Origin of the sequence: Ruminococcoides bili (assembly GCF_040093295.1) — a bacterium.
GTDB classification, from domain to species: Bacteria; Bacillota; Clostridia; order Oscillospirales; family Acutalibacteraceae; genus Ruminococcoides; species Ruminococcoides intestinale_A.
In genome coordinates, this window is the sequence record NZ_JBBNJY010000008.1 from 1 (window position 1) to 20,366 (window position 20,366).

At 34.1% G+C, this 20,366-nt stretch carries 18 protein-coding genes; 13 read left to right on the plus strand and 5 right to left on the minus strand.

Features of this window, described 5'->3' with window-relative positions:
- Positions 1-168: 168 nt before the first annotated feature.
- The 5 genes from AAAY30_RS04080 to AAAY30_RS04100 form a co-directional block, all read right to left on the minus strand.
- The gene (locus AAAY30_RS04080; RefSeq protein WP_368043141.1) at positions 169-330 is read right to left on the minus strand and encodes a helix-turn-helix domain-containing protein; all 162 of its coding nucleotides are present in this window, start codon (positions 328-330) and stop codon (positions 169-171) included.
- 245 nt (positions 331-575) lie between these two features.
- Entirely contained in the window at positions 576-764 is a 189-nt protein-coding gene (locus AAAY30_RS04085) for a FeoB-associated Cys-rich membrane protein (RefSeq protein ID WP_022234511.1), read from the minus strand.
- A 27-nt stretch (positions 765-791) separates the two neighbouring features.
- A complete protein-coding gene (gene feoB, locus AAAY30_RS04090; RefSeq protein WP_302484395.1) occupies positions 792-3,284 on the minus strand; it encodes a ferrous iron transporter B in 2,493 nt (830 codons plus the stop codon).
- Positions 3,285-3,364: 80 nt separating this feature from the next.
- Positions 3,365-3,586, minus strand: coding sequence for a FeoA family protein (locus tag AAAY30_RS04095; protein ID WP_022234513.1), 222 nt, complete (start codon positions 3,584-3,586; stop codon positions 3,365-3,367).
- A 12-nt stretch (positions 3,587-3,598) separates the two neighbouring features.
- A complete protein-coding gene (locus AAAY30_RS04100) occupies positions 3,599-3,808 on the minus strand; it encodes a FeoA family protein (RefSeq protein ID WP_022234514.1) in 210 nt (69 codons plus the stop codon).
- 455 nt (positions 3,809-4,263) lie between these two features.
- Here AAAY30_RS04100 and AAAY30_RS04105 point away from each other — a divergent pair, with 455 nt between their 5' ends.
- The 13 genes from AAAY30_RS04105 (at position 4,264) to AAAY30_RS04165 (ending at position 20,177) form a co-directional block, all read left to right on the plus strand.
- On the plus strand, positions 4,264-6,666 hold the full coding sequence (locus AAAY30_RS04105; RefSeq protein ID WP_499215855.1) for a hypothetical protein: 2,403 nt from the start codon (positions 4,264-4,266) through the stop codon (positions 6,664-6,666).
- Positions 6,667-7,013: 347 nt separating this feature from the next.
- Positions 7,014-8,075: a sensor histidine kinase gene (locus tag AAAY30_RS04110; protein ID WP_499222347.1), complete on the plus strand. Its 1,062-nt coding sequence runs from the start codon at positions 7,014-7,016 to the stop codon at positions 8,073-8,075.
- On the plus strand, positions 8,068-8,685 hold the full coding sequence (locus AAAY30_RS04115; protein ID WP_022234517.1) for a response regulator transcription factor: 618 nt from the start codon (positions 8,068-8,070) through the stop codon (positions 8,683-8,685). The genes AAAY30_RS04110 and AAAY30_RS04115 overlap by 8 nt, the downstream gene beginning before the upstream one ends.
- A 154-nt stretch (positions 8,686-8,839) precedes the next feature.
- A complete protein-coding gene (locus tag AAAY30_RS04120) occupies positions 8,840-9,256 on the plus strand; it encodes a hypothetical protein (protein ID WP_337613961.1) in 417 nt (138 codons plus the stop codon).
- A gap of 67 nt (positions 9,257-9,323) precedes the next feature.
- Positions 9,324-9,809: a hypothetical protein gene (locus AAAY30_RS04125; RefSeq protein ID WP_499215857.1), complete on the plus strand. Its 486-nt coding sequence runs from the start codon at positions 9,324-9,326 to the stop codon at positions 9,807-9,809.
- A gap of 13 nt (positions 9,810-9,822) precedes the next feature.
- Positions 9,823-12,909, plus strand: a complete 3,087-nt coding sequence (locus AAAY30_RS04130; protein ID WP_499215858.1) for a dockerin type I domain-containing protein — start codon at positions 9,823-9,825, stop codon at positions 12,907-12,909.
- Positions 12,910-13,312: 403 nt separating this feature from the next.
- Complete coding sequence (locus AAAY30_RS04135; protein ID WP_499215859.1) at positions 13,313-14,356, plus strand: IS30 family transposase; 1,044 nt, start codon at positions 13,313-13,315, stop codon at positions 14,354-14,356.
- 202 nt (positions 14,357-14,558) lie between these two features.
- Positions 14,559-15,749: a WYL domain-containing protein gene (locus AAAY30_RS04140; RefSeq protein ID WP_337781646.1), complete on the plus strand. Its 1,191-nt coding sequence runs from the start codon at positions 14,559-14,561 to the stop codon at positions 15,747-15,749.
- 212 nt (positions 15,750-15,961) lie between these two features.
- Positions 15,962-16,504, plus strand: coding sequence for a hypothetical protein (locus tag AAAY30_RS04145; protein WP_337781645.1), 543 nt, complete (start codon positions 15,962-15,964; stop codon positions 16,502-16,504).
- A gap of 6 nt (positions 16,505-16,510) precedes the next feature.
- Positions 16,511-17,413, plus strand: a complete 903-nt coding sequence (locus AAAY30_RS04150; protein WP_337781644.1) for a hypothetical protein — start codon at positions 16,511-16,513, stop codon at positions 17,411-17,413.
- 222 nt (positions 17,414-17,635) lie between these two features.
- Positions 17,636-18,382: a metallophosphoesterase gene (locus tag AAAY30_RS04155; protein ID WP_186934496.1), complete on the plus strand. Its 747-nt coding sequence runs from the start codon at positions 17,636-17,638 to the stop codon at positions 18,380-18,382.
- Positions 18,383-18,456: 74 nt separating this feature from the next.
- Positions 18,457-19,035, plus strand: coding sequence for a metallophosphoesterase (locus AAAY30_RS04160; protein WP_337781643.1), 579 nt, complete (start codon positions 18,457-18,459; stop codon positions 19,033-19,035).
- A 950-nt stretch (positions 19,036-19,985) separates the two neighbouring features.
- Complete coding sequence (locus AAAY30_RS04165; RefSeq protein ID WP_443960746.1) at positions 19,986-20,177, plus strand: helix-turn-helix domain-containing protein; 192 nt, start codon at positions 19,986-19,988, stop codon at positions 20,175-20,177.
- The last annotated feature ends 189 nt before the right edge of the window (positions 20,178-20,366 follow it).

A 20,366-nucleotide genomic window follows, 5' to 3' on the forward strand; every position in this document is an offset into this window, starting at 1 on the left:
AAGCGACCAAGATCTCTCTTAGTCGCTTTGCATAATTATTTCTTTATAACTTTGTCTAACTTTTTGGGGTCAGTTCATTTAAACTGTCGCTTGTTTTGCTTTTCTTTTTTGACACTCTCCCCCATAAACCGACATATCCAATCAATTTGTTTTTATAGAAAGCATTTTTTAAATCATTTTCCATTCAGGAACGGCAGTTATGTTCGCACTCACTGAATAGGTATTTACTATTTTAATAAGCATTTCCACAGACGGCTGAATATTGTCGTTTTCCCAATTACTGATAGTCTGCTTTGTTACATTAAGCGCCTGTCCGCATTGCAGATTTATATTTCAAACAACAACCAAAAAACAATTAATACAAGAAAGGCTATCGCAAGGTTAAAATGCGATAGCCTTGTTTTATTTATAAGGAGTTATCCAAATATTTGTTGTAATATTTAATTATGATTCAGCAAATTGCTTGATAAATCATTCCGCTAAACCATAATTTACCCCCAACTATTGAAAAATAATCAAAAAACAAAACAAGCGACCGAACACTTAAAATGCTCGGTCGCTTTTGTCAGCAATAATTATTTATGGTTGTTAGAGTGGCATTTACCTGCCATTGCACAGGATGCACATCCGCAGCCACAGCTGCCACAAGAAGATTTGCCCTTTTTCTTTGCTCTGAAATGGCTGATAATAATTGCAGCAACTACAGCAACAACTATAAGCAAAACAACTATTGTACCAATATTATCAAGTAAAAAAGTAAGCATATACATCCTCCTCTATCAAAATCTAAATTATTTTACCTTTACAGAAGTTTTTAATGTATTAGCCTCTTTGTATGGTCTTACGAGCATATAAATCATAAATGCAAGTACCAATACAGCGAAAATAAGACCGATAACATTTACATTACCTGTAAAGAGTCCGCCAAACTGATTAATCATAAGAGCGATTGCATAAGCAAATACACACTGGTAAGCTACTGCAAAACAGGTCCACTTAGCATTATTCATTTCTCTCTTCATAGCACCGATAGCTGCGAAGCAAGGAGCACAAAGGAGGTTGAATACGAGGAATGAGAAACCGCTGATTGCTGTGAAAGCACCGCCGATTTCTGACCATCCGCCCGGATAAAGAATACCCATTGTACCAACGATATTCTCTTTAGCAACAAGGCCTGTAACCGATGCAACGGCTGCCTGCCAATTGCCCCAACCAAGCGGAGTAAAGATCCAAGCAATGCAGTTACCGATAGCGGCAAGAATTGAATTGCTGATCTGATCCTCTGAAAGCATCTGGAACTGACCGTCAACAAATCCGAAGTATGTTGTAAACCAAACAATGATTGTTGAAAGAAGAATGATTGTACCGGCCTTTTTGATAAATGACCAGCCACGCTCCCACATTGAACGGAGAAGGTTGCTTACTGTCGGGAGATGGTAAGCGGGAAGTTCCATAACGAACGGAGCAGGATCGCCTGAGAAGATCTTTGTCTTCTTAAGCATAATACCCGAAACTACGATTGCAGCCATACCGATGAAGTAAGCTGATGTAGCAATCCACGGTGAACCACCGAAAATAGCACCTGCGATCATAGAGATAAATGGCATCTTAGCACCACAAGGAATAAATGTTGTTGTCATAATTGTCATACGACGGTCACGCTCGTTTTCGATTGTACGAGAAGCCATGATACCCGGAACGCCGCAGCCTGTACCGACAAGCATTGGAATAAATGATTTACCTGAAAGGCCGAACTTACGGAATACACGGTCAAGTACGAAAGCGATACGAGCCATATAACCGCAGCTTTCAAGGAAAGCAAGGAGTAAGAAAAGTACAAGCATCTGTGGAACGAAGCCAAGAACCGCACCAACACCGGCTACGATACCGTCAAGAATAAGTCCGTTAAGCCAATCTGCACAGTTGATAGCGTCAAGGCCGTCACCGATAAGAACAGGAATACCCGGAACCCATACACCGTATGTGCTTGCATCAGGAGCGCCATAGCCTTCCTTATAATTTGTATCAAGATAATTGTCAACAGCTTCCTGTAACTGAGCCTTAGTTGTATCAGGAGTTTCTGTTACTTCAAGTGTTTCTTCGTCTTCTACAGAATAAGTAACGCTTGCATCTGCAGGAGTTAAAGTAACGAGCTGTGAAAGAGCAGCTTTAGCAGCATCTTCAGAATAATTTTCATCTTCAAGATCAATTGCAGCTGCAATATCGTCATTACCGTATTCTTCATTGAAAGCTTCAATGATTGCATCTGAATCGCCGTAAGTTTCTTCTGCCTCTTCTGCCTGTGAAGTACCTATACCGAACAAATGCCAACCGTCACCGAACAATCCGTCATTTGCCCAGTCTGTTGCCATTGAACCTACAGTCTGCATTGAAATGAAGTAAACAAGGAACATAATTACGGCAAAAATCGGAAGGCCAAGCCAACGGTTTGTAACAACCTTATCAATCTTATCTGATGTTGAAAGGTTGCCCTTGCTCTTCTTTTTATAGCAAGTCTTAATAATAGTAGCTATGTAAATATATCTTTCGTTTGTAATAATGCTTTCGCTGTCATCGTCAAGCTCTTTTTCGGCATTTTCAATGTCAGTTTCAACATGCTTTTTAATTTCATCGCTAAGGTTAAGCTTTTCCATAACCTTATCATCACGCTCAAATACCTTGATAGCGTACCATCTCTGCTGTTCTTCGGGCATTTCGTGAACTACTGCCTCTTCAATATGAGCAATAGCGTGCTCAACAACACCGTTGAATGTGTGCATTGGAACAGTTTTGGTGTTCTCGGCAGCATCAATTGCAGCCTCTGCCGCTTCCATAATACCTGTGCCCTTCAAAGCAGAAATTTCAACAACCTTACAGCCAAGCTCTTTAGCAAGTGCCGAAGTGTCAATCTTATCTCCGCTCTTCTTTACAACATCCATCATATTAATGGCAACAACAACCGGGATACCGAGCTCTGTAAGCTGTGTTGTAAGGTAAAGGTTACGCTCAAGGTTAGTACCGTCAACAATGTTAAGGATTGCGTCAGGTCTTTGCTCGATAAGGTAGTTACGAGCAACTACTTCTTCAAGTGTGTAAGGAGAAAGTGAGTAAATACCCGGCAAGTCCATAATTACAACATCGTTGTGCTTTTTGAGCTTACCCTCTTTCTTCTCAACGGTAACGCCCGGCCAGTTACCAACAAACTGGTTTGAACCTGTAAGAGCGTTAAAAAGGGTTGTTTTACCGCAGTTAGGATTACCTGCAAGTGCAATTTTAATACCCATTAGTGTCTTCCTCTCATAGATTTAGTTATTTTAGACTAACTTAGAATTTAAAAATATCGGGGATAAACCCCGTATTTAACTTAAACAAGTTCAATCATTTCAGCATCGGCTTTACGCAAAGAAAGTTCATAACCTCTTACTGTAACTTCAATAGGATCACCGAGCGGCGCAACTTTACGGATATAAATTTCAACGCCCTTTGTAATACCCATATCCATAATTCTGCGCTTAATAGCGCCCGCACCGTTAAGTTTTGCAACTTTTACGGTTTCTCCGATTTTTGCTTCTCTCAGAGTTCTCATATTGTACCTCCATTAAATCATAATTTTGCTTGCCATTTCACGGCTGATTGCAACTCGTGCTCCTTTTACATTAACAATAAGGTTACCCGCCATTGAAGAAACAACTGTAACTGTGCCGCCAACAACAAAACCCAAGTTTTCAAGATGTGCACGAACCTCAGAGTTACCTCCGATTTTTTTAATAATGTTTTCAACGCCCGGATCGGCAAATGTTAAAGGCATAAGCTCACCATCCTCGCTATACAACATTAGTGCTAACTAACTTTGACAGTACAAAAAAGTTAGCGCTCGCTAACTGATTATTAGTTTACTACTTTTATATTAAAAAGTCAATAAGTTTAATAAATTTAAAATAATTCAACACTAATTTCGTTAAATTGACAAATTTTATATTACTTAATTCGGTAAATTGATATATTCTTTTTAATACTTTTTCGCATCTGTTTATCGCAAATCTTTTACATCTCAATATTATGCAATTGCAAAGCAAAATATGAATTATTTTTATATAAACAATAAACAAGCGGTGGTTTTTTGCCACCGCTTGCTAAGGTTTTTATTTTTTAAAATTTGTCTTATACGAAATTTTATGTTACAATTTTAGAATATTCATAATAATGTAACTTTCAAATTTTGCATGCAATAAAATTAATTTAAAGCTAAAAGGCGGTGAAGTAATGCACAAAAAGATTAAAATTTCAATTTTGGTTATGCTCTTAATTTTGCTTTGTACTCTTTTTAACGGTTGTATGAACCATATAAAGACCATTTCAGTCAATAACGAGGATTACTTTAATGCATTAAAATGTGATAATGATGAATATAATTTAGTTATATCCGAAAGTTCGGCAGTAGATAATCTCAATAACGGTTATGCTGCTCAAGCTGATGAACTGCTTGCAAAAAGCCTTATGGATAGTGGCGGGCGTTATTATTGGTATCCACATTATATCACAACGATAGTAATAGCAGTTGACACAGGCAAAGTAAAAGAAAACATAAACAGCTTTAATTCTCTTGCAGGTGTTGAAGAAAAAATCTATATAGATTCAGATTATTATAATTACATTACCGCATCAATCGGCTATTCGCTTAAAAAAGAAAATTACCGTCTTGACGATGCCATTAATTACCTGAAAGAAATGGAAAGAAACGGCAGACTCAGCAACAGCAATACTGAACTTCCAATATGGATCTGCACCGATACACAGGCTGTTAAACTAAAACGAGGTAACAAAAATATAAACATTATTATTCCAAATGATGGTACTCTTTCTTTTGTGCAAGGAATACTTTCACCATACCCACTATGTTTTGAAAACAATCTCTGCAATAATATAAATCAAAATGACTTGCGAACATATAACAACGCATCTCCCCTGTATCCTACCCAAGAAAAATATTCTAACGCTGTTATTTATACCGATTACCGGCACTTTAACGAGCAATCAACAAATGTTATTAAAAAGATGAGGAGAACAGTTTTTGAGCAACGCAGATATTCAACAGCAGACGGACAAGAGCATATTTTGTCAGCAGTATTTTTCATTACATTAACAGTGCTGTGGATAGCTGTGCTTGGCTTGAGAGTAATTAACAAAAGGGTTAAATTATCTTTTATTATTATCGGTTCAATGCTTATTCTATGGCTTACAGCGAGGTGCATTAAGTGGCAAATTAATTCTCCGATGATTGAAAGACAGCTTTGGTACAGCTACTATCTTTTTCAATTCGGTATAGCAACAGGTCTGTTATATTTAACAAGCGTAACAGACAAACCAAGCAGCAACAAAATCATACCGCTGCGGATTCTGCCTTTTATAGTGGTTGAACTATTTCTGCTATGTCTGATATACACAAATGACTACCATCAGCTTGCTTTTTCGTTTTATAACGGAATTGAAAACGGTTCCTCTGAATACACCTACGGCATTGTATATTATTTATCTATGCTGTGCATTGGATTACAAACTTTCATTGTATTGTTGTGGCTTATAGTACGCAGTATAAAAAGTCCGAATAAGCTAAATATTTTTTACCCTGTTATTTTTTTCCTTTTAATTTTTTTATATACTGTTGCCTATGTAATGCGTCTGCCGTTTGCCTTTGAGAGTGATATGACGGTAGTTATCACATTTATTATCCTCGCATTTATGGAAGTATGCTTGCGCAGCAGTCTTATTCCCACCAACACAAAATACAAAAATCTTTTTAAAAATTCACCGCTTAAAATGGAAATTCTCAACAATTATTTTGAAAAAGAAATTACCGCAAATTTCGACTACTGCCTTACCGATAAACAAAAAGACAGCATTATTAACGGTAAAAATCCAATAAAACTTGATGAGAACACACTGCTTTTCAGCAAGAAAATTTCCGGCGGATATGTTGTTTGGCAGGACGATATTTCTCAGCTGAACAAAATGTATTCAAATACTAAAACTACCGTAGAAAAGCTAAGGGCAACCAATGCCTTAATCAGAAAAGAAGAAAAAGCAAGGCGAAAATACTTACAAAACGAGGAAAAAATAGACATTTGCAACAGTCTTGAGAGTGAAATTTCCGATAAACTCAAGTTGCTTTCCCGTTTACCTGAAAAGATGAAAAATCAAAACAATAATTCCCTGCTTACTGTCAAAGCCGCATTACTTTTGTGCTACATAAAACGCAGATGTAATATGTTTTTTATTGCTCTTGAGGAAAAATATTTTTCCTCTGATGAGCTAAGTATGTATATAGACGAACTCGGAAGCTTTGCAGAATATTCCAAAGTAAAGCTGCTCTGCACCAATAACGGCAATAAAAAGCTTGACATTGAACACGCAAATCTTATGTATGAGTTTATGTACAACATTCTTGACGAAGCAACACAAACAAAATGCGAATACATATTTGCTCACATAGAAATATCCGATAAGGAAATTTCTATAAAGGTGATTAGCTCAACGAAAATCAACAGTAATATTTTTGACAAAAAATTTATGATTTCACTTGAAAAATCGGGTGGTAAAATCATCGAGCAAAATGATGACGATAACCTTGGCATTTGGCTTTTGCTTAAGGGTGGTGAAAAGCAATGAATTACATTTATTTTTATCCTGAATTTGAGCGAATTTTAGTTTGTATCTTGATAATTGCAGGCATTTGTATGCAATGCTTTGCATTTATATACAAATTTAACAGTGGAACAAAAGGTTTTAAATATGTTTGCGAACTATCATTTGAATTTTCCGTAATACTGCTGCAATTTATTTATGGTTATATATATTCCTGCATTTATTACCAAACTAATATATCAATTTATTATCCCGAACAATATTTAGCTGTTGGGTACATAGCATCCATTTTGTTTTTAATTATGCTTATTGCAACTGCTGTTTATTTAAAGCAAGCACACATAACATTATCAATATGCTTTGCTCTGCCATTGCTGCCATTTGCAAATCATCTTACAAACGGTACATTTACAGTTGTTCTTTTTACTGCACTGATAATGTTTATTATAAGAAGTGTACATTTAATATTAAAAGCAAGTAAATTAAAACGAAACACTATAACTCCGCTTTCTGTAAAGGAATCAATAGACGCACTCAATACAGGAATTTTATTTTGCAGAAATGACGGGCAGATTCTGCTTGCAAATCATTGCATAAGTAATTTGATGACGGAGATTTTTAATAAAGAATTTACAAGCGGAATAAAGTTTATAAACGAAATCCGTAATATTTCCAACATACAAAATCAGCAAACAGTTTGCAAAGTTAAAAATTCTTATTATATGATTAAACAAACCGAAATGTATATAAAGAAAAAACCATACTTTCTGATTACCTCCACAAATGTTACAGAACAGATGAATGCAATGCAGGAGCTATTGAGCCTGAAAGCAAGACTTGTTCAAAAAGGTAATGAACTGAATTTTCAGCTAAATAATCTTGAAACCTCATGCAAAGAGGGTGCTCTGTTACAGATACGCACAAGAGTACACGATTTACTGGGACAAAAGCTTTCTGTACTTTTGCGAAAATTACAGAATAAAGATGATAATATAGACGCTGACGCTATTGAAAAATTCTGTAACAGTATAATGAAAGATATATTATCGGATGAAAAAAATGCATCTGATAAAAGTCTGATTCTCCTGCAAGAAGTAATGTCATCAATAGGAGTTGAGCTTGCAATAATCGGAGAAATGCCGTATGATAATGATATAGCCGCACTTTTTGTAGAAACAATACGAGAATGCAGTACAAATGCGGTCAGACATTCACTTGCCACAAAAGTATGTGCAGAAATCAAGAGCAAGGATGGCATTAATTCTCTTAAAATCACAGATAACGGAACAAATACCTGTACTACAATCCAACTTGGCACAGGACTTTCCGGACTTAAAAATAAAGCAGAAATGCTCGGTGGAACCCTCAGTGTTACACCATATCCGCATTTCTCAGTTGAGTTAACCGTAAAGGAGGGTGAAAACTATGATTAAAGTATTGATTGTTGACGACCACACTTCTGTCAGAGAAGCCTTTAAAGCAATGTTTGAGGAAAAAGATGATTTTTGCGTTGTTGGCGAAAGTGCAAATGCGAACGATTGTGTGCTTTTATGTGAAAGGCTAAGTCCGGATATTGTACTGTTAGATGTATGCACAGAGGGATACTCCTCCGGACTTGTTGCTACAGAAAATATCAAACAGAATTTTAAAGATATTAAGGTAGTGGTTATGAGCGGCTTTGATGAAATATCTTATTCTCCTCGTGCTAAAGAGGCAGGTGCAGACGCATTTGTATATAAAAGCAAAAGTATGACATTTTTTATTGATACAATACGAAAAGTGCTCAATGGAGAAAAATATTTTCCTGAACCCAAAACAATTCCTTTGCCAAAGGGTGAAACTCCTTTTACTGAAAGAGAAATGCAAATTCTCAGATTAATTTGCAAGCATAAATCAAGAGGAGAGATTGCCTCGGAGCTTTATATCTCGGAAAACACAGTAAAATATCACATTGGTAATCTGCTTTCAAAAACCGGATGCTCAAGTGTTGCTCAGCTTGCAATTATTATGATTTCAAGCGGTTACATCAACCCTCTATATTAAAATATAACAAAATATAACTTTACCACCTTTTATTTACAGTAATTTTGCCAAAACTACCCAAATGGGTAGGGCAAAATATTATAAGTTACTGTACAATATAATTGTATCAAGGATATATCTCCTGTACAAATATATTGAAAAGGTGGTTTTTTTTATGAAAGGAAAAGGATTACTTAAAGTCGTTGGTATTTTAATGATTATCGGCGGTGCAATTTCTATTATCATGAGCATTATTGCCATTGCAGGTGTAGGTACTTTAACTTACTTAGCAGACGGCGACCTTTCCTCTGTTCAACTTAATCCGACAATAATTTATACTTCATGTGTTGTTATGATTCTGGGTTCGGTTGCTGAGCTTATTGCAGGTATCATTGGTGTAAAAAATTGTACAAAACCCGAAAAAGCAACCTCGTGCTTAGTGTTCGGTATTATTGTTGCAATATTTAATTTACTCGGCATTATTATTGGTGCGGTTGGCGGTAGTGGCTTTAATTTCGTGTCACTCGTAATAGGCCTTGTATTACCTGTACTCTTTATTGTTGGTGCGGTAATGAATAAGAAGTCTAACTGATAGAAAATTACAAGGCAGATGTGTTTTTACTCATCTGCCTTTATTTGTTTTATAGAATATTATTATTTTGAAAATGAAAAAATCGGTTGTGATTTTATTGTGTATACTCAATATATTTTTATTTAACAGTTGCAAAGATAAAAACAAATCAACTTTTTCACCTCAGCTTGAATATATAAGCATAAGTTGTAACCATTCAAACTATAATTATTGTTATAGCTTTACAGCATACACAAAAGACAGTAAGGCTTACTTTTCAGCAGATTGTACCATTGAGAATTTTGAATTAAGCGGTAAGCATATAGAATTTAAAAATAAAAAAATAGCTTATAATGAGTTTTTAAAAATTCAAAATTTCGCAAAAAAAAATAATCTTTATAATTTATATAGCAATCATAAAAATATAACATACGATGCTTGCGACATAACTACATACTCAATCACGACAAAGTGGGAAAATCAGCAAGAACTTACAGTATCGGATTATAGCTTTGATACTGATATTCAAAACTATTTATATTTATTAGCAAAAAAATATTGCAATTCAAAATAAAGGAGGAAAAAATATGAAAGCAAAACTCTCAAAAAAACTGCTCAGCATTGGGCTTTCGGTACTTATGGCTGTTTCTGTATTGCCATTGTCGCTTATATCAACAAATGCAGTAACCTGTAACATAAAAATCAGCAATATTACCTACCCACGACCTGACGCAAAACCTGATCATAATATTAAATACAGCGGTAATTTAAAGTACGAATTACTTGGTACAGTTTGGAGTTCAGACAACGACAGTATTAGTGCTTCAATTGAACCAAAAGAATTTGAAAATTTCTATAAAACTCTTTTCGGTTCAATGAGTGAACAACTGACTGAAGAAATGAATGACCTTCCAAAGTTTGTTGATACAGAAAGTTATTATTTTTATTCTATGTTTGTTGTAAGAAATCAAACAATACCATATGGAATGCAAGCAGATGTTGAATTTTATGATACAGATAACAATTTGCTTGAAGGATCGGAAGAAAGAATGTTTATGCCTGTATCCACATTGAAAAGTCAGCTTCCGAATGATACTTATATTGATCCCAATTATCTTTCCGATAACGATACTGTTTTATTATGTGCGACAAAAAGAATTATTTGTTCTCCTAAAGACCATATCCACACAAGCGGAGCAAAGGCATATGACATTTTTGAGCATTATGAGTTATGCAAAACCTGCGGTAAAAAAATGCTTGATACGGTTTATACTCATAGCGAATCATCTTATAAAGGAAGAGAGCATTGGTATGTTGACAAGCAGCCTACCAATACAACAGATGGCAGATGGTATAAAAAATGCGGCGGCTGCAATTATGAATTTGATTCACTTACAATTCCAAAAAGAAGCAATCAGATTATTGTTAAAAGCTATGACGAGCTTAAAGCCGCACTTGCAAAAGGCGGAAAGCAATGGATTACTATAAATTTTACCAATAGTTACAATGGCTATGAAGTTATAGAAGACTCAAAACGAAATAATGAGTTATGCTTAGATGATCCAAAAGCTGAAATTACTATTAATATGAATAACTTTAAAATTTCAAGGGAAACCCTTTATGATGATTGTCTTTTTAACATAAAACGTGGTAGTCTTAGAATACTTCAGTTTGATACTTCAAGTTTAAACGATAACAACACTACATTCAGTTTTTTCTCAGGAAACAATAACAGATGTATATTTAATGTTGCAAAGGGTGCAAGCCTAAGATTGAGCAATATATCGGGTGTAGCAAGAAGCACAGAGTTTTACTATGATTTTCCTTGCGTTATTTCAAAAGGAAATCTGCAAATAGACGGTGGCATATATACAACATATACTGAAAAGCCGGCTATAAACATTACGGGAGGCAATGTCACCATTAACGGCGGTAAATTTGAAGCAACATCAAAAGGCCCTGTAATCGGTACTTTAGTTAAAAACGCTTACGAGAATGACTATAAAAATATAACTATTAATAACGGTCATTTTGGCGGACTGTATAATGCGATTGTATTTGATGAATATACAACCGCTACAATTAACCAAGGTAACTTTGAATATGATGACTATTATGAACGTAAACAGGCATTTGGCGTTGTAGCAAACGGCGGTAAACTCACAATCAACGGCGGAAACTACTATGCTACAAAAGCTGCTGTTGAAGCAACAAATATGCAATCATTTAACATTAACGGCGGGTATTTCAAACTATTTGATGAAAATAATTATAATTTTGAAGGTGCTGTGTGCATAAAAACAACATTAGATTCTGATTATCTCCCCGTTATCTCAGGTGGCACATATGTAGGCTCTTACGGAATTACTTTCTTGCAAAAGCCCAAAATAACTGACCAATGGTTAGCAAGAAGGGTTGATTTTTCAAATGTAATATCTTCAAAGTGCAAAGTATATGATGACGAAAAAAAAGTTGACATAAATATTGTATCAAACTCATTAGGTAAAAAATATCTTCAAATAATAGCTCCAAATCCGGTTATTACAACTCAGCCCACAGACGGGTATTCTCCAAACCTTGGTGACGCTGTTACCTTTGATATTAATGCAACAAATGCAGACACATATAAATGGCATATTATTGATGAAAATGGCAAAGAAATTGACTGGCTCTATATATTAACCAACGGATACGGTGAGCTTTCCACATCATTCGGAGGCAAAAAATTATTTATTACCAAAGTCAGCGACTGGCTTAACGGCAAACAGATATACTGCGATGCTATAAGTGGCAATAATACCGTACATTCAAATATAGTAAATATCAAAATCGACAAAAAGCTCAAATATATGAACGATATTTACTTTGACAATTTTGATGATATGTGTAATAACAAAACAATCGGTGATTACAAAAAGCCTAAAACCTCCGAAAATGCCCTATACACGATTGGCGAAGTAGAGTGGGCAAAGTACGGAAAGCGTCTTGATGACAGCTACAAAATTTCTATAGGCGAAAAACTGAGTCTTGCACTTGAGATTATTCCAAAAAGCGGTTATGAACTGAACAACAACATTTACGGAAGAGTAAATGGCATAGACAGCGTAGGCACACTAAAAAGAGCAAACGGAAAAAGGTATATGATATTTGACATCAATGTTAGCGTGCCGGACAAATACAAAACCCAGAACATTGAGGTTAATATTAAAGCTCCAACAGTTGGTGCTGCACCTGCCAAAACGGCAAGTTGCGTTGCCGGCAATGTAAATATCAACAAAATTGAATGGTCACCGACTGACAGTAAATTTATAAGCAATAAATCCTATACAGTAAAAATTGAGGTTACTCCTATTTATGGGTGGGGCGATATTGAAACAGTTACGGCAAAGGTAAACGGCAATAATGCTAAATTCATAAAAGAAGGCGGCGGAAAAAATAAGAAATATTATATTAGCTATACATTTGATAAACCAAGCGATGTTCTCCTTGGTGACATTGACTGTAACGGAACGCTTTCTATTCTTGATGTTACATTAGGTCAAAGACACCTTACCGGTGATGTGGTACTTTCAGAAACTCAGAAACAAGCGGCGGATATAAATTGCGACGGTAAAATTAATGTAAACGATATGACTCAAATTCAGATTGCAATTTCAAATGGTGTTGGATTATAAATACAAGAAAGCAAATCGAAATCTATCACAATAATGATTACGGATATGAACAGATTTCAAATCTCACCGACCTATAACAAATACAAAGAAAAAATATTAATTTGAGTATTTAGTTGAAGTCAGTCGCAAAATCGGTGAATTCAAAACTTCCAATGCAAAGCTGTTTCTCATCAAATTACAGGAAGAAGCTCGAGTACAATAAAAACAGCACTCACATCATTACGGTGTGAGTGCTGTTTCTGTCTGATGTATTTTATGTGATAAAGGTTTTGCTTAGGAAAAATATGTAAGAAAAAACGCAGATTGTAAAATGAAGATGAAAGAATAAAAAAGAATATCCATAGAAACGATTTCGTAGTAGAATTAAGTTACCACAACAAAAATCCGAAAGGAAACCGTCACTATGGATATGCTTAATTTTACACCAAAGCACAAGAAAGGTCAACACTTAACAAGAGAAGAACGCTACTATATATCAATCAGGCTTAATATAGACTACTGGTCGGTTTCCAAAATAGCAAAAGGACTTCATCGCCCATACAATACAATCAATAAAGAAGTAAAGAGCATAACGGTGTATTTGTATAACGGCAAAGTCAAAAGGTATAAACCTGATATTGCTGAACAGAAATACAAAGACAATAGAGTAAACAGTAAAAAGAATTACCATTGCCTTGAATGTGTTGAATTTCTCAATTATGTAGTCGAAATATTTACCAAAAAAGGTTGGTCGTTAGATGCCAGTGTAGGATATGCCAAAGAAAACAATCTGTTTTCTTCTGATAAAATGGTATGTACCAAAACTCTTTACAACTACGTGGATTTAGGATTACTGACAATCAAAAACATAGATTTACCGGAAAAGCTTAAGCAAAACACCAAATCTTCGAACGCACGGAAAAACAGGAAAATACTGGGTAAAAGCATTGAAGAGCGTCCTGAAACAGTAAATTCAAGAGAAGAATTCGGTCACTGGGAAATAGACAGTGTACTTGGCAAAAAGAAAGATACAGAACCGGCTATAATGACAATAGTCGAAAGACAAACACGAATGTCATTGTGGACAAAGGTAAAGGATCTCTCTTCGTTGGCTATTGATGAAGCCTTACAGAATTTAATAAATCAATTTGGGAATAAGAAGTCAGAAGTGTTTAAAAGTATCACAGGCGACAATGGTTCTGAGTTTGCCAATCTATCTAAAATAGAGAATAACGGAACATCTGTGTACTTTACCCATCCATACACATCATGTGAAAAAGGAACTAATGAATGTCATAATAAAATGTTAAGACGATTTATTCCTAAAGGAAAGAGCATGAGTGATTATAAGACGGAAGACATACTGTTCTTTTCAGATGTAATCAATGAACTGCCAAGAAAAATTCTTAACTATCACACATCGGAGGAACTGTTTGAAAAGCAGTTAGATAGAATATACGCTACTTAAATGTTTTTACTGCACTTCGTACTACTGTAACTTATAAACTTCTACTCTAATGATTATGATATTTAAAAAATTTGTTTCAACTTGCTATTGCAATTTGCGTCTAAAATCAATTTGAAAATTTTAGTAAATAGGTATATTATAATATAAATAAAGCGAAAATTATCTAATAGAACAGTTCAACAGGCAGAAAGGATACAAAGAAATGAAGTTGACAGAACAAGAATGCATAGATTTTATAAAATCCACAAATGGAACTAAATTTGAGCCCTCCGAAATAAATGGAATCTATGCCATAATGAAAGAAAAATTCATTTCAGAAGGAAGCCCACTACCTACTAAAGGTACATTAGTAAGAAATCTACGCAGACTGATTGGCGAGAATACAGAAGAAATAGATAAGTACATAGATAAGGATATAGTAAAAGAGGACAAGAATTATGAATATGGTTACAAAATTATAAGCGATAGTAAGATAGGATTCAAGAGAACAAAGCGAGGAAAGAAAATCCTTGGATACTGGTATGAAAAAGAGTTGGGAGAAATAGCTGAAACTGTAGATATTCCAACTTTTGCAAAGTATTTAGCAGATTCTGTTACATATTCAAAAATATTGGGTCCGGCAATCAAACGGGAATATTATGTTGCACTGAGCAAAACTTTTGGACAAGGTGCTGTGAATGAGGCAAGAGATTTTGAAGAAGAACTTTTCGAACTAAATAATTCAGATATTGATGGAAAAATTGACGAAATTGATGTTATGGAAAATGTATCGAAAATACAACAAGCTATTAATAAGCATAAGAAAATTAAATTCAAATTAGCATTCTATGATTATATTAATAAGAAAGTAAAACTTAATTTTGGCAATCAAGAAAGATGTGTATCTCCATTTCGGATTATGATGAATAATGGTAGATATTATTTGATGGCATTTATAGGAAAAAATGTAAAGAAATTTTATTATTTCCGAATTGATTTAATGTCAGAAATTACAGTGATGGATAACGAAGGCAGTGTAAAACCTGTTGTAGAGGAAAGTAATAACCCCCTAAAATTTATTTATTCAAATCCGTATTTTTATTCTGGTAAAAAAGAAACTATCGTGTTAGGATTTAAAGCAGATCAACTTACACAGATTTTTGACTGGTTCGGAGCGACAAAAGATGATGATTTAAATCAAAACGGTTTATATGAAATTCAAGGCGAATACAAGTCAGAAAATGTAAAAATGCTGAAAATAAAATTTCCCAATATAAATGTGAATGCATTTTCATTTTGGGTAATGCAATACATCGAATGTATAGAAATTTTAGAAGGGGCTCAGTTAAAAAAGATAGTAATAGAAAGAATAGAAACAGCATTGAAAAAACTCAAAAAAGATAAATCAGAATAATTATATAAGGCTGTTGTGGTATAGACAAAAGGAATCTATTTTGCACAACAGCTTTTTATTGCAGTGGTCTGTTTAGAAAAACAACTTGGACTTTAAAGGAAAAAGAAGTATTTGTAACTTTTTTTAGTTAACGAGTATCGCTTCTATAATTTAAATCAAAAAATGATTTAAAATTATTATAATTAAGTATAAAAAAGGTAGAGGTGGTACCAATGTTAAAAAAAGAAATTAAAAAAGTAATCTTGCAATATTTAAAAGAAAAGAATATTCCTTTCAGATATCTGAATGAAGAAAACAGACCTATAAAAATAGAATCGTTAGACACATTGTATCTATTCACAGAAATTCCAGAAATATTTAGTGGATGTGTTGAAACTTGTGTTCGCTTTAAAGATGAATATTTGTACTGCCAGTCTTACTATGGCCAGCCAGTTGTACATAATAAAGAGGAAGCAATACGAGCAGCGAGGATTATTAATTACCTTAATATGCATCTATCGTATGATTGCAATTCACTTTATGAGCATACATTCATCATGGATGAAACAGCTGGTGATGTTTTTAATGGCTGTATGATGCGTTATGAGATTTTCTCTCAGCATTTTCAGGAATCTATGAACCACATTCTTAATTATAGTGTGCAGCAAATTCTTGATGTATATAAACCCATTTTTTATTATGTCCACAGAGCCTGGGATTACCATCGAGCAACTAAGGTTGCCATAGATCAAGAACTAATGGGAAAGAAAGGATAAGAAATAATGAAAAGAGAACAATATGAACAAACGAAAGATTACACAAACGCATTGGAGCTTTTAAGCAATTTTGTGGAGGAAATTTTAGCTGGAGATGTCGAAGGTCTGAGGACGTATTGTTTTGATGAACTTTCAAAGTTTATTGGAGATATTGATCCTGATATGACACTAATAATGAAGGCAATCTATATCATTTTGTGGGGTGATATTTATGACTTGAGCTTTGAAAATATGGGGCCTTGGAACATGGAAGGAACTTATGCTTTTCGCGGGGATACAATGAATTCGTTCGGCTCCTTGATTGGTAAAAAAAGCAAAGAAAATGATTTCGCATACCGAGCAAAACTATTTGGCGCAGACAAAGATCTTGAACTGTGGTCAAAAATAAAGGAATTTGAGAAAACTTACCATTGGGTAGGAAATTTTATTATAATCCCTAACCGAAGTACAATAAAATACGGAATAAACGGTGCAAGAGCATGTTACTATAACAGCAACGATTGCGAGGGAATGAGAGATTACTTTGATTGGTTCTTGTTAGCCATCAAGAAATATCAAGATAAAATAAAAGCTGATGATAATCATTTTACAAAATTTGAGATGCAATTAAACCGTAATCAAGAATATGACCCAGCTTTTTTAGAGATCAATAAATGGGAAAAACGATTTTTCTTGGAGGATTATTTTGAAAATGGACAGCCCAAATTGCTTTTTTGTACGCCTTTAAAAAGGAGATTGTTAATAACAGCAGAGAGTCAAGATCGTAAAGGCGAAAGCTATTATCAAGATCAGGAATATTTAAACATTCTGAGGGATTATCTGCTAAAAGCCACAAATGTGATTAAATATCGCTCGAATAAGATTGTTGATTTTCTAAAAAAAGAATTACAGAAAAACAAGGCAATATAATTTAAAATGCTGACAATATTAGTCCATAGGCATATGTTTATAATTTTTGAAACAAAAATATCACTATGTTGATTTATATGCAAAGAAGATTAGAAATTTTATAATAGAATGTGTAAATAGATTGCTAAAAACAAACTGAGCAACTACAGTTGAAAGAAATTGAGATGTATGAGTATGAATTTTAAACTATGCGAGTGAAATTAATATTTTGGAGGTAATTTTATGGCTACATATGTTATTTCAGACATTCACGGGCAATATAATATGTTCTTGGACTTGCTTGATAAGATCAAATTAAAGGATACTGATACGCTTTATATTTTAGGGGATATACTTGACAGAGGACCTCATCCCATTAAGGCACTTATGAAAATCATGGAAATGCCAAATACTATATGCCTGGCAGGTAACCATGAATATATGGCTTTACAGTGCTTGCCTTTTCTTATGAAAGAAATTACTGAGATGTCAATAGATCAGTTAAATGAAAAAATGCTAAACAATTTGGTGATATGGCAATGCAACGGAAGCAAGACAACACTCGATGAATTTCGTGCTCTGGATCTTGATATGAAATATGAGGTTATAGATTTCTTAAACGATTTGCAACTATATAAAAAATTGACCGTAAACGGTAAAAATTATCTGTTGGTTCACGGTGGTCTTGGCAATTTTAGTCTGGAAAAAACTTTAGAAGATTATGAAATAGAGGAACTTGTTTGGAGCAGAGCAAAATATGATGTTCAGTATTATGACGATGTGAATCTTGTAACAGGACACACTCCAACGCAGAAAATTAAAGGGAATCCAAGACCTGGATATGTTTACAGAAAAAATAATCATATTGCGATTGATTGTGGATGCAACTTAAAAAACGGTCGATTAGCAGCTGTTTGTTTGGACACCGAAGAAGAATTCTATGTTGAAGGCGAAAATAATAATGGTATATGTGTTTCAGCAAATTCATAACCGTATAGCTTTTAAATAAAAACATAGTGATTTTAAATGACACCCTAGAAAAATAAAGGAACTTAGAAACGAAAATGAATTATTATATTAGCGATTTACACTTATTTCAAGAAACTTCAATTAGATTTGATGAACGACCGTTTAAAAATCTGGAAGAGATGCATGAAATAATCAAAAAAAAATGGAATTGCAAGGTAAATAATGGAGACAAAGTATTCATTCTTGGAGATATAAGTTGTCGAGGGAAAAATGAAAATCTTATTTCGTACATATCCACATTAAAAGGGCAGAAAATACTTATTAAAGGAAACCATGATGATGTATCAGATTATAGATATCATCAGCTATTTGCAGACATGTGTGATTATAAGGAAATCCATGATTCTGTGAAAGGTAAAAACTACAATCTTGTATTATGCCATTACCCTATTTTCAGTTGGAAAAAGATGGGGAAAGGATCTATTCTTCTATACGGACATACGCACAATAGTGCTGAGGATAAATATTATCAGAAGTGTCTGTATGAAATGATTTATAATGATTGCAGACATGTTTATAAAACAGAGGTTAAGGCTATTAATGTTGGATGCATGAAACCGTGGATGAAGTATGAACCGCGTTCATTAGAGGAGATATTGCAATGGAGAAAATAAAAAACAATATTATTCAATAAAAAAAGTCTAAAATTCAAGTTCCAAAGTTGTGACTAAAAGGTTTTTATGCTATAATAAAATCATCTTTTAAACCCATTAACGATAGCTTGAATTGGTGAATTATAATTCTCTCATTGAATTATAACAAGCAAAAATCCATTTTGCACCCCCTTGCTTAAAAGCTATCGTTATACGGTTGATTTTGAAAGTAGTCTGCACCCCCTTAACTGACTACTGTTTGACTACTTTTGAAAAATTCAATATGCCGTATTTTGCCTTGATTTGCGTGTTTCGATGAAATATTAAAAGTGATACTCATTCTTGTTATACTCAAATTACCCTTGCTAATCACGGCATATTACGGCAAATTGGGAGGAATTTTGTTATGATTAAGATAATGTTTGTGTGCCATGGGATGACTCACGAACGCTTTGCAAACCGCAATATTCCTTTGTAAATCTCGGCAAATCACGGTCAGTTGAAAAGTACAAGACTACCAAAAGACTACTTTTCAACGGTTTTAAAATCAGCTTTTATGCCTTATCGTTAATAGGGTTAGAACGAACATTATTATTGCCGAGTTATCGTTAAAAGGGTTGTAACAGAAAGCAATTCCCTATACCTATATATAACAGCAGTTTTTGCTGGGTGTGATTTGCTTTGAATGAGTCTTATCTGAGTAAGTAAATATCATTTCTACACCGCAGTTCATAAGCTTAAATAATGCAGACTACTAAAAGACTACTTCTCCCCTATCCTAAAATTTCAAGACATTCACTTATTTTGATTGTTAATATATTTTTTAACATCCTGTACAATTTACAGGGTGTTTTTTCTATATGTAAAAAGCCGTAACATATTTTGAAAATATTGAATTCATCAAGTAAATGGTTTATACTTTAATTATGTGATATTTGCATAAAATTAGGGATAGTATGAAGACATCCGATATGATTAAAGAATTATATAATAAAAAGAATATAAGCGTTTCGGAACTTGCCAGACGGATAGGTCAGACTCCACAGAACTTTGGTAAGAAACTGAAACGAGATACTGTGACTCTTGAAGAGTTGAAACAGATAGCCGATGTGATGGAGGTTACTTGTGAACAGTCATTTGTTTTCCCGATGGAGAACAGATAAGAACGAGTAACTAATAAAATGAAACGATAAATTGATAGTCTGATAGTTGTAAAAGGTATTGCGAATCAAAAACCATACATTTCATATCTTATATGTCGATTAACTTATTAAGTATAGTTAACGGCAAAAGATAATCTGTTCTATTATTAAGATAGCAACTTGATCGGGATTACAATATTTATGTTATGT